Origin of the sequence: Candidatus Sulfotelmatobacter sp., from assembly GCA_035498555.1 — a bacterium.
Lineage (GTDB): Bacteria > Eisenbacteria > RBG-16-71-46 > RBG-16-71-46 > RBG-16-71-46 > DATKAB01.
On record DATKAB010000215.1, the window covers coordinates 1 to 9,210 of the forward strand.

General features: G+C 67.1%; 10 protein-coding genes. 4 read left to right on the top strand and 6 right to left on the bottom strand.

Going from position 1 to position 9,210, the window contains the following annotated elements; genetic code table 11:
* Positions 1-1,383: pitrilysin family protein (locus VMJ70_16150; GenBank protein ID HTO92664.1), on the top strand; the 1,383-nt coding region annotated here is incomplete at its 5' end.
* A 1-nt stretch (position 1,384) separates the two neighbouring features.
* The gene (locus tag VMJ70_16155; protein ID HTO92665.1) at positions 1,385-3,529 is read left to right on the top strand and encodes a pitrilysin family protein; all 2,145 of its coding nucleotides are present in this window, start codon (positions 1,385-1,387) and stop codon (positions 3,527-3,529) included.
* A gap of 24 nt (positions 3,530-3,553) precedes the next feature.
* Here VMJ70_16155 and VMJ70_16160 read toward each other — a convergent pair whose 3' ends face one another.
* From VMJ70_16160 to VMJ70_16175, 4 genes are all read right to left on the bottom strand, one after another.
* Positions 3,554-4,795 carry a hypothetical protein gene (locus VMJ70_16160; GenBank protein ID HTO92666.1) on the bottom strand — a complete coding sequence of 414 codons (1,242 nt, stop codon included), beginning with the start codon at positions 4,793-4,795 and terminating at the stop codon, positions 3,554-3,556.
* 160 nt (positions 4,796-4,955) lie between these two features.
* Complete coding sequence (locus VMJ70_16165) at positions 4,956-5,105, bottom strand: hypothetical protein (protein HTO92667.1); 150 nt, start codon at positions 5,103-5,105, stop codon at positions 4,956-4,958.
* 11 nt (positions 5,106-5,116) lie between these two features.
* Positions 5,117-5,533, bottom strand: a complete 417-nt coding sequence (locus VMJ70_16170) for a (deoxy)nucleoside triphosphate pyrophosphohydrolase (protein HTO92668.1) — start codon at positions 5,531-5,533, stop codon at positions 5,117-5,119.
* The gene (locus VMJ70_16175) at positions 5,530-6,138 is read right to left on the bottom strand and encodes a hypothetical protein (GenBank protein ID HTO92669.1); all 609 of its coding nucleotides are present in this window, start codon (positions 6,136-6,138) and stop codon (positions 5,530-5,532) included. Before VMJ70_16175 ends, VMJ70_16170 begins: the two co-directional genes overlap by 4 nt.
* A 69-nt stretch (positions 6,139-6,207) precedes the next feature.
* On the opposite strand from VMJ70_16175, the gene VMJ70_16180 reads away from it, so the two are divergent.
* On the top strand, positions 6,208-6,942 hold the full coding sequence (locus VMJ70_16180) for a glycosyltransferase family 2 protein (protein ID HTO92670.1): 735 nt from the start codon (positions 6,208-6,210) through the stop codon (positions 6,940-6,942).
* A 136-nt stretch (positions 6,943-7,078) separates the two neighbouring features.
* Complete coding sequence (locus VMJ70_16185; protein HTO92671.1) at positions 7,079-7,624, top strand: hypothetical protein; 546 nt, start codon at positions 7,079-7,081, stop codon at positions 7,622-7,624.
* A gap of 134 nt (positions 7,625-7,758) precedes the next feature.
* On the opposite strand, the gene VMJ70_16190 is transcribed toward VMJ70_16185, so the two are convergent.
* Positions 7,759-8,403, bottom strand: a complete 645-nt coding sequence (locus tag VMJ70_16190) for a hypothetical protein (GenBank protein HTO92672.1) — start codon at positions 8,401-8,403, stop codon at positions 7,759-7,761.
* A gap of 9 nt (positions 8,404-8,412) precedes the next feature.
* Positions 8,413-9,132 (bottom strand): hypothetical protein, encoded by a 720-nt coding sequence (locus VMJ70_16195; GenBank protein ID HTO92673.1) that lies wholly within the window; start codon positions 9,130-9,132, stop codon positions 8,413-8,415.
* Between the last annotated feature and the right edge of the window lie 78 nt (positions 9,133-9,210).

The following is a 9,210-nucleotide window of genomic DNA, read 5'->3' on the forward strand; positions in this document are numbered from 1 at the left end:
CGCCACGAAGCTCCGGTGTTCAGCTTCCGCACCGTGGTCAACTCGGGCTCGGCCAACGACCAGGTCGGCACCACCGGCCTCGCCCACATGATGGAGCACATGGCGTTCAAGGGCACCGCGATCGTCGGCACCAAGGACTTCGCGGCCGAGAAACCACTGCTAGACGCCGAAGACGCCGCCTACGCGAAGCTGCTCGCCGAAAGGCACAAGGGCGCGCGCGCCGACACCAACGCCATGAAGAAGCTGCAGGCCGATTTCGAGAAGAGCGAAGAGGCGGCGCGCCAGGAGGTCGAGCCCAACGCCTTCGTCACCATGATCGAGCGGAACGGCGGCCAGAACGTGAACGCCTTCACCTCGAACGACGCCACCGAGTATTTCTATTCGCTTCCCTCCAACCGGCTCGAGCTGTGGTCGCTGCTCGAAGGCGGGCGCATGGCCTACCCGGTGTTCCGGGAGTTCTACAAGGAGCGCGACGTCGTCTACGAAGAGCGCCGGCTCCGCTACGAGTCGTCGCCCTCCGGCCGACTGTTCTGGGAGTTCATCACCGCCGCGTTCGTGGCCCATCCATACGGCTTCGGCGGCATCGGCTACCCCTCCGATCTCAAGAGCATCACGCGCGAGGAGGGCGAGGAGTTCTACCGCAAGAACTACGTGGCCAAGAACATGTGCGTGGCGGTGGTCGGCGACGTGAAGCTCGACGAGCTGAAGCCGATCGCCGAAAAGTACTGGAGCGACGTCTCCGACGCGCCGGCCCCGCCCCCGCTCGACACCGTCGAGCCCGAGCAGCACGCCGAGCGGCGGATCACGCTCGAGGATCCGGCGCAGCCGATCGTCTTCATCGGCTGGCACATTCCGGCCGGAGGCGACCCGACCTACCCCGCCTACGAAGCGCTGGCCAGCCTGCTCGGCGGAGGCGATTACGCGCGGCTCAACAAGGTGCTGGTGAAGGAGAAGAAGATCGCCGTGGACGTCTCGTGTTTCGCCGGCTTCCCGGGCGAGAAGTATCCGAACATGTTGTTCCTGGTGCTGGTCCCGGCGTCGGGCCAGGACCCGGTGGCGGTCGAGCAGGAAGCGTACCAGGTGATGGACGAGATTCAGTCCTCGAAGCCGCTCAAGCAGGAAGAGGTCGACGGCTTCAAGGTGCGCACACGCGCCGGCGTGATCGCCACGGCCGACGACAATTCCGATCTGGCGGGCAACCTGGCCGAGAACCAGATGTTCTACGGCGACTGGCGCGAGTTCTTCCGGCGCGCCGAGCAGGTTCAGTCACTGACCGTGAACGACGTGATGGCGGCGATGAAGACCTCGCTGGTGAAGAGCAACCGCACGGTGGCGATGATCGTCAACCCGAAATCCGCGGCCAATACCGGGGGAGGGCGCTGACGTGCGCAAGTTGCTTCGTGTCGCCGCCCTCGCCTCGCTCGCCGCGCTCACCCTGTGGAGCGCAGCGGGGCACGCCGCGATCGACTCGCGGTTCGATCCCTCTCACCTCACGATTCCGCCCCTCCACCCGATCCCCAAGGTGACGCCGCAGCGTTCGGCGCTCTCCAACGGGCTCGTGCTCTACCTGCTCGAGGACCATTCGCTACCGCGGGTGGACGGCGTGCTCTACATGAAGGCGAGCAGCACCTGGGCGCCGGCCGCCAAGGCCGGGCTCGGCGGCCTGACCGCCGAGGTGATGCGCTCGGGCGGCTCCGCCACCCAGTCGGGCGACTGGATGGACGATCGTCTGGCCGCGATCGGCGGATCGGTCAGCTCCAGCATGAGCCCCGATCTCGCCTCCATCAATTTCAACTCGCTCGCCGAACATTTCTCCGAAGTGCTCGGGATGGTGGCCGAAGTGTGTCGCCGCCCGGCCTTTCCCGACGACAAGATCGAGCTGTCGAAGGTCGGACTGCGTCGCCAGATCGCGAGCCGCAACGACGAGATGTCCAACGTGCTGAGTCGGGTCGCGCGCCAGTCGGTCTACGGCAAGGACAGCCCGTACGCGCGCACCCCGGAATACGCGACGGTGGAGGCGATCACGCGCGACGATTGCGTCGCCTTCCACAAGCTCTGTTACGTGCCGGAGCGGGCGATCCTGGTGGTCTACGGCGACTTCAAGAGCGGCGACGTGAAGCAGCAGGTCTCGAAGCTGTTCGCCGATTGGAAGAAGAGCGGCGCCGCGCCCCCCGCGATGCCGCCGATGCCGGAGCGTTCGCCGTCGCGGCTGGTGTTCGCGCCCAAGGAAGACGTGACTCAGTCGGCGGTGGTGCTGGCGCAGCTCGGCTTCAAGGCCAGCGATCCTGACCTCGCCGACATGGACGTGCTCGAGCAGGCGCTGGGCGGCGGCTTCCAGTCGCGGCTCTTCAACCGCGTGCGCACCCAGCGCGGGCTCGCCTACGCGACCGGGGCCAGCGCCGGCTCCGGCTTCCTGCGCCCGGGCGTGTTCGAGGCCTACTCGCTGACGCGCAACGACTCCGTGTTCGCGGCGCTCGATCTGGTGCGCGCCAACGTCGAGGAGGTGACCAAGACGCCGTTCACCGACGCCGAGGCCAGGACCGCCAAGGAGTCGGTCGAGAACTCGCTGGTCTTCCAGTTCGAGAAGCCTTCGTCCACGCTGTTCCGCTCGGCGTTCTACGAGCTGGCCGGCTATCCGCAGGACTTCTTGCAGCGCTACCAGGCCGCGCTCGCCAAGGTCACGCCGGCCAGCATGCTGGCCGCGGCGCAGCGCAAGATCCATCCCGATCAAATGCTCACCATCGTGGTCGGCAAGGAGAGCGAGTTCGACCGCAAGCTCGAATCGGCCGGACTTCCGGTCGAGCGCGTGGACATCTCGATTCCGCCGCCGCCTTCCAAGCTCAACGCGGGCAAGGCGACCCCCGAGGCGCTGGCCAAGGGCGGAGAATGGCTGAAGAAGGCCGCGTCGCTGGCGGGCGGATCCGACGCGTGGTTCGCAATCAAGAGCTGGCAGAGCGAAGGCACCGCGACCATCTCGATCCAGGGTCAGACCATCGACATGACGCAGTCGCTGTGGTGGATCCTGCCCGACAAGCAGCTGTCGGTTCAGAAGCTGCCGTTCGGGGAGATGAGCGTGGGCTACAACGGCTCGGTCGGCTGGCGGAAGATGATGGACAAGGTGCAGGAGGAGCCGAGCGCCGCCCAGCAGGCCGAAGAGCAGTACCAGCAATCGCTCTTCCACCTGTTCGGCCGCGCTGCCGGGCTGCAGATTCAGGCGCTACCGGACAGCAAGATCATCGATGGGGTGACGTACTCGGTGGCGCTGGTCAATACGCCCGACGTCCAGGACTGGACGCTGTTCTTCGCACCCGACGGGCACCTGGCACGCATGGAGTTCGTCTCGAGCGGCCCGAAGGGACCGACTCACGAAACGCAGATCTATGACGACTGGCGTCCGGTCGGCAGCATCAAGTATCCGCACGCGCTGACGATCCTGCTCGACGGCGAGCAGTACGCGAGCGCGAAACTGACCTCGGCGACCGCCAACCCCAGCATCGATCCGGCGAAGTTCGAGAAGCCGGCGAACTAGATCGACCCGACGGGCGCGGCGAGATCAGGGGCTCGTTCCCGATCTTTCCGCGCACGCGCGCGCCCGCTGGGCGCGGGACTGTGCCGATCTCGTCCGGCCTACCCTCCCGTACCAGGCGAGGGCGGCGCGGACTCTGTGTTCGAGAGGTTGTTCGAGCGGAGTCCTGCTCTGCTCGGCCGCGTCTCGAGCCATGTCGGCGTGAATGCCCAGGTTGCGCAGACACCGAACGAGATCGCCATCGAACGGCGCGCGCGACCGGGCCGCGACCTCGCGCCTGGTTCTCATGAAGTCGCGCCCGAACGTGCGCTCGGCCTCGTATTGATTGTGAGCGCGGCAGCGGAGCCTCAGGTTGCCGACCGTCGATGGGCCACCGCATGCCGCGGGCTGGACGTGGTCGTATTCCAGATCCTTGCGGCATTCGCAACGCCGGCCCTCGTCGCTCACGAAGGTGCACCTGCCGCCGTCGCGCTGGTGGACGGTCCACCTCACCTCGGCCGGGATGTGGCGCGGCGAGGCGGGCTGCGCCTCGGCGCGCCTGGGCTTCGCGCCCGCGCGGAACTTCTTCTTCTCGAGCTGGGCGATGAGGGCGTCGAGCGCCCGGTCGATCACCCGGGCCAGCTCGCCGGCGTAGACGCTGCTGCCGAGCAGATCCTGCGCGTGGCGCAGCTTCTCGTGGGTGCTCTGCGGGATCGTGAGCTGAAGCTCGAAGCGCTCGGCGCCGAGCGGAGCGATTCTCGCGCGGTCCGGAATCGCTGCCGTTATCCCCGGGGATAACGGCAACTCACCGGCGACGTGCCCCGGGGCAAGTTGGGCGGGGCCATGACCCGTTGGGAGTGCTCGCACGGCTTCCGGCACATCGGACTTCGGCCGGCGATCGGCGATCAGCAGTTCGACTGCTGCCTTGGACTGACGGGCGGCAGCCGCGATCCATTCACCCACCGTCTCCTCGGTCAGATGAGGGGCGAGCACCACGACGGCGCTCAGACTCAGCCTTCCCTCGGCGATCGCCTCGAACAGCACGGGGAACTTGCGCGCCGCTCGCGCGGCCTGGACACGTTTGAGGGCCGCCTGTTTCTCGAGACCGAATCTCCCCATGCAGTATTCATGGAGCGACGGGTAGGCCAGAGGGACATGGAGTTTGCGCGCGTCGACTTCGGCGATGTGGGCCAGTATCTCGGCAGTGTTGCGCTGCTCACGGACGAAAAGCACGTCCAGATTCTGCAGCAGCGTCCCATCCGACAGATGCGTCAGCGAGTAGCTCTTCACGTGAACCTCGCGGGGGCGAGTCTCACGGGGGGCGACGAACGAGCGCCATTGAGATGCACATGCGTGCAGAGCGATTCACATTACGACTGCTATAGTCGAGCGCGTCCCGGTTCCTACTCGGGATTCTCGAGCGTCTCACCCGCCCGCGCACTGGACCGCGCTACTTCCCCGCGCGTTTCTCGTCGTCGCGGCGATCGCGCCGTTCGGCCTGGCGGCCCTTACGGTAGCCCCACGTGAACACCAGTGAGATCGCGATCGCGTGAACTGCCCACCAACCCAGCTTGAGGAACTGAAGGCCTTCGGGAAGCACGGTCGTCTCCTCTAGCCGCGGGCGCCCAGCGAGCGCAGGAAATCGCGATCGGCCGCGAGCACGCCGCCGAGATCGATGTCGGCCGGCTTCACCCACCGGATGGCGTGCACTTCGGGGCTGCGAACGAACTCGTAACCGTCCAGCTTACAGCGCACGAACCACAGCTCCACGCTCAGACCATGATCGTAGTGGTGCTCGTGCTGTTGCAGCACCTCATCGATCGTGGCGCCGACGCCCAGCTCTTCCCGTATTTCGCGCAGCAGCGCTTGCTCGACGGTTTCGCCCGGCTCGATCTTCCCGCCCGGAAATTCCCAGTGGAGCCCGAGCGGCCCTCCCGGGGGTCGCTGCGTGAGCAGCAGGTGACCCTCGCGCCACACCACCGCCGCGGCCACGCGCACGTGCCGCACCACCGAGCCGGGCGCGTTCACGCGACGATCCCCATGAGCGCGCGCAGGCTCAACCCGCGCAGTTCGCTCTCGAAGCGCTTGAGGTAATTCCGTTCGCCGGCTTCGCGCGCGGCGATTGCGCGGCGCGCCGCCTCACACAAATGGCTCGCCAGCACCGCGCTCATCGGTTTCAAGCGCAGGCCGCGGGGGAGCCGGAGGTAGCTGGGCACGGTGTCGATCAGCATCGGGGATCGCGTCAGCGCCCAGAGGTCGCATTGCCGCTCGCCGCGAGGCACGAGCATCCTGGCCTGGAGCAGATGCGTGAGCTCGTGCGCGATGGTGAAGTACTCGAGCCGCCGAGGGCGCACCCAGATGCCGGGCGATTCGGGGTCGAGCGAACCCCAGCCAAGCACGCCACGCTTGAGCGCGAGGCCGACGCGGATCGTGATGCCGTCGAGCTCCGGGAAGAAGTAGCGCACGAATTCGGTGCGCTCGCGGATGCGACGGAAATGCGGTGATCCTGTCACCAACCGCGAATACACCCAGCGCGGGCGATCCGGTCCCAGCTCGAGCGAGAGCTGCTCGAGCGGCCGGACCTGCCGGCGGCGCGACAACGGGCGCGAACCGCGTTGCGAAAGGGGCAGCACGCACGCGAGTTTCTAGCACAGTGATGCCGTGGACACCACCCGAGGGCTCTGCCATGCTCCCTCGCCTCCATGAACACGCATGAAGCGACCGGGCTCGACCTCTCGATCGTCATCCCGGCCTACAACGAGATCGAGAGTCTTCCGGCGCTGCTCGCCGAACTGCGCGAGGCGATCGCTGCCTGCCGGAGGAGCGCCGAAATCCTGATCGTGGACGACGGCAGCTCCGACGGCACCGGTGCCTGGCTGCTCGAGGAAGCACGCCGGGACTCGAAGCTTCGGCCGGTACTCCTGGCCGAGCGCTGCGGCCAGAGCGCAGCGCTGGCCGCCGGGCTTGCGCACGCGCGGGGCAACATCGTGGTGACACTCGACGCCGATCTGCAGAACGACCCCGCCGATCTGCCGCGGGTGCTGGCGGCGCTCGAGCACGCCGACGTGGTGTCGGGCGTGCGCGTGGGCCGGCAGGACTCGTGGGTGCGGCTGATTTCGTCACGCATCGCGAATGCGGTGCGGCGCACGGCGCTCGGCGATCCCGTGACCGACATCGGCTGTTCCTTCAAGGCCTATCGCCGAGAGCAGCTCGAGCAGCTGCCCATGTTCGTCGGCGTCCACCGCTTCCTGCCCGCGCTGTGTGTGTTTCGAGGCGCGCGCTTCGCCGAGGTGCCGCTTTCGCATCGCGCCCGGCGACATGGCGTTTCGAAATATGGGGTTTCCAACCGCCTCTGGCGCGGCATTCACGATCTGATCGGCGTGAGCTGGCTCAAAGTAAGGCTAGTACGCTACCGCGAGCGGGGTCCGACAGACTGAGGCCGGGGGGCCATTTCCCCCGGCTCGAACTGCTGCATTGCAGCTTGGCGGCCGGCCCGATGGCGCGTATATTGCGGAGCGCTCCTGCGACACGGAATGTCACCCCGCGAGGATGGATCCTCAGGAGGGTTTCCGCATGCGTTTGCTCGTTCGTTCCCTGGTTCTCCTGGCGCTGGCCGCGCTCCTGTTCTCCCCCGCACACGCCGGCATGACGGGCGTGGACGGCATGTTCGGCACCGTCATTCAGCAGAATCAGAGCTCGTTTTCCTCGCTCGGACTCCGCGCGCGGGTGCGTGATGGCCGATTGATCGACGCGATCGAGTTCCTGCCCTACGTCGAGTACTGGCGAAACGTCAGCAACGTGAAGACCTTCGGCATCTCGGCGGAGCGCAGTGACGCGACGCTCGGGCTCGACGCTCGCTACTCGCACGACATCGGCTCGATGCACCCGTACGTCGGCGGCGGGTGGGGCCTGCACTTCATCGACAGTCAGGTGGAGGCGCCGGCTCTTGGCCTGCCGCACGGCGAGCACTCGCTGGTGAAGGGCGGGCTCGAGGCGCTCGGCGGCTTCTCGTTCCCGCTGGGCGGCAACCTCGACAACATTTTCGAGGTGAAATACCAGCACGTGACTGATTACAGCCAGTGGAAGATCCAGATGGGGCTGGGCTACAGCTTCAAGTAGGTCCGAAATCCCCCAGACTCCGCGCGGTGGCAGCCGCAGGCGGGGTCGAAACGACGAGGGGGCGCAGAAAACCCGCGCCCCCCGTCCATCGCGCACCGGGCCTCCCAATCAGCGACACGCGTCGTCGCTTGCAGCTAGGGGCAGACGCCGCCCATGCCGCCCTGAATCGAGTTCGAGCCGAAGAACGCCTTGAGCCACATCGACAGGTCGTTCGGGCCGACGATCAGGTTGCCGTCGTAGTCGGAGCGCGCGAAGTAATTGCCCGAGAAGAAATCCTGCAGCCAGGCGTTGAGGTCGGTCGGCCCCACGCCACCGCCATCCAGGTCGTAGGCGGACACGATCGCCTGACCGAGATACACGCCCTGGGAGTAGAAGCGCAGGGTGGGAAGTTGTGCTGCCGTCGCGGCGCTCAGATTGGCCCGGCCGACGATGCGAAACGTGGCCGAGCCGTTGGCGCCGGTGACGACCTTCAGGACGGGGCCGCCGGGACAATCCACGGACACGATCGCGGGATCCGGTTGTGCTGCGCTAGGGCGCATGTCAGGCGTGGTCGAGAAGTCGATCAGCACCTCCACTCCGGGCACCGGATTGTTCGCGAAGTCCCGGATGACCGCGGTGGCCGCACCCAGTGGATCCGCGTTGCCGGACGCGTCACGGCCTACCAGCAGCACGTGTTGCGGGATGGTGCTCTGCGGCGGTGGCGGAAGGCCGGCGCCCGCCGGCGGCGGAGCGAACGCCGACAGCGCGACGAGGGAGAGCAGCGCGATGCGGCGGTGCATTTCGGCTCCTCACGGACAAAGGTTCGTGCAGCCGACCGCCGAGCCCGCGCCGAAGAACAGGATCAACCAGCTCGAGAGATCGGCCGGGTCCACGAGACCGCTGCCGTTGTAGTCGGAGCGCGGCGGATTGTACGGCCCGAAGAAATCCGTGAGCCAGACGCTGAGGTCCGAGGGACCGACTCCTCCGCCGTTCAGGTCGTAGAGGGATACCGAAGGACTCCCGATCAGCACGCCGTCCTCGTAGACCCTGGCGCAATGGGCGGGAGAGCCCGACCCCGACATGGGGCCGATCGAGCTTCCGACGATCCTGAAGCTCGCAGTGCCCGCCGCGCTCGAGAACTTCCTCACCGTGCGGGTCGCGCAATCCACCGTTTGGCAGGAATCGAACGGGGGTGGGCCGCCACCACCTCCCATGGTCGCGAGACTTCCCGGCACGCAGCCGTCGTGAGGATCGGCGCAGAGCCGCACGTCGGGGCATTGGCTCAGGTCCACCACGACCAACGCGCCCTCGATCGGAACATTCGCGAGGTCTCGAAGGATCACCGTGAACCCCCCGGCCGGATCGGCGATACCGTTGGAAGTTCCCACCAGGGAGAAGTGCGTCGGCACGATGGAGTTCGCCGGCGACGGGACGCTTGCTCGAGCGGCCCCGGGCGACGTCGAAACCAGCAGCAGGGTGAGGAGAACACAGGCACGGCGACCGAGCATGGTGGCGCTTTCAAGGGGCACGGGTGAATCGGCACCCAGGATTGTCGCGCCACGACCGACTCGCGACAAGCTCCAATTGCGGGCCGCCGGCCGAGCGAG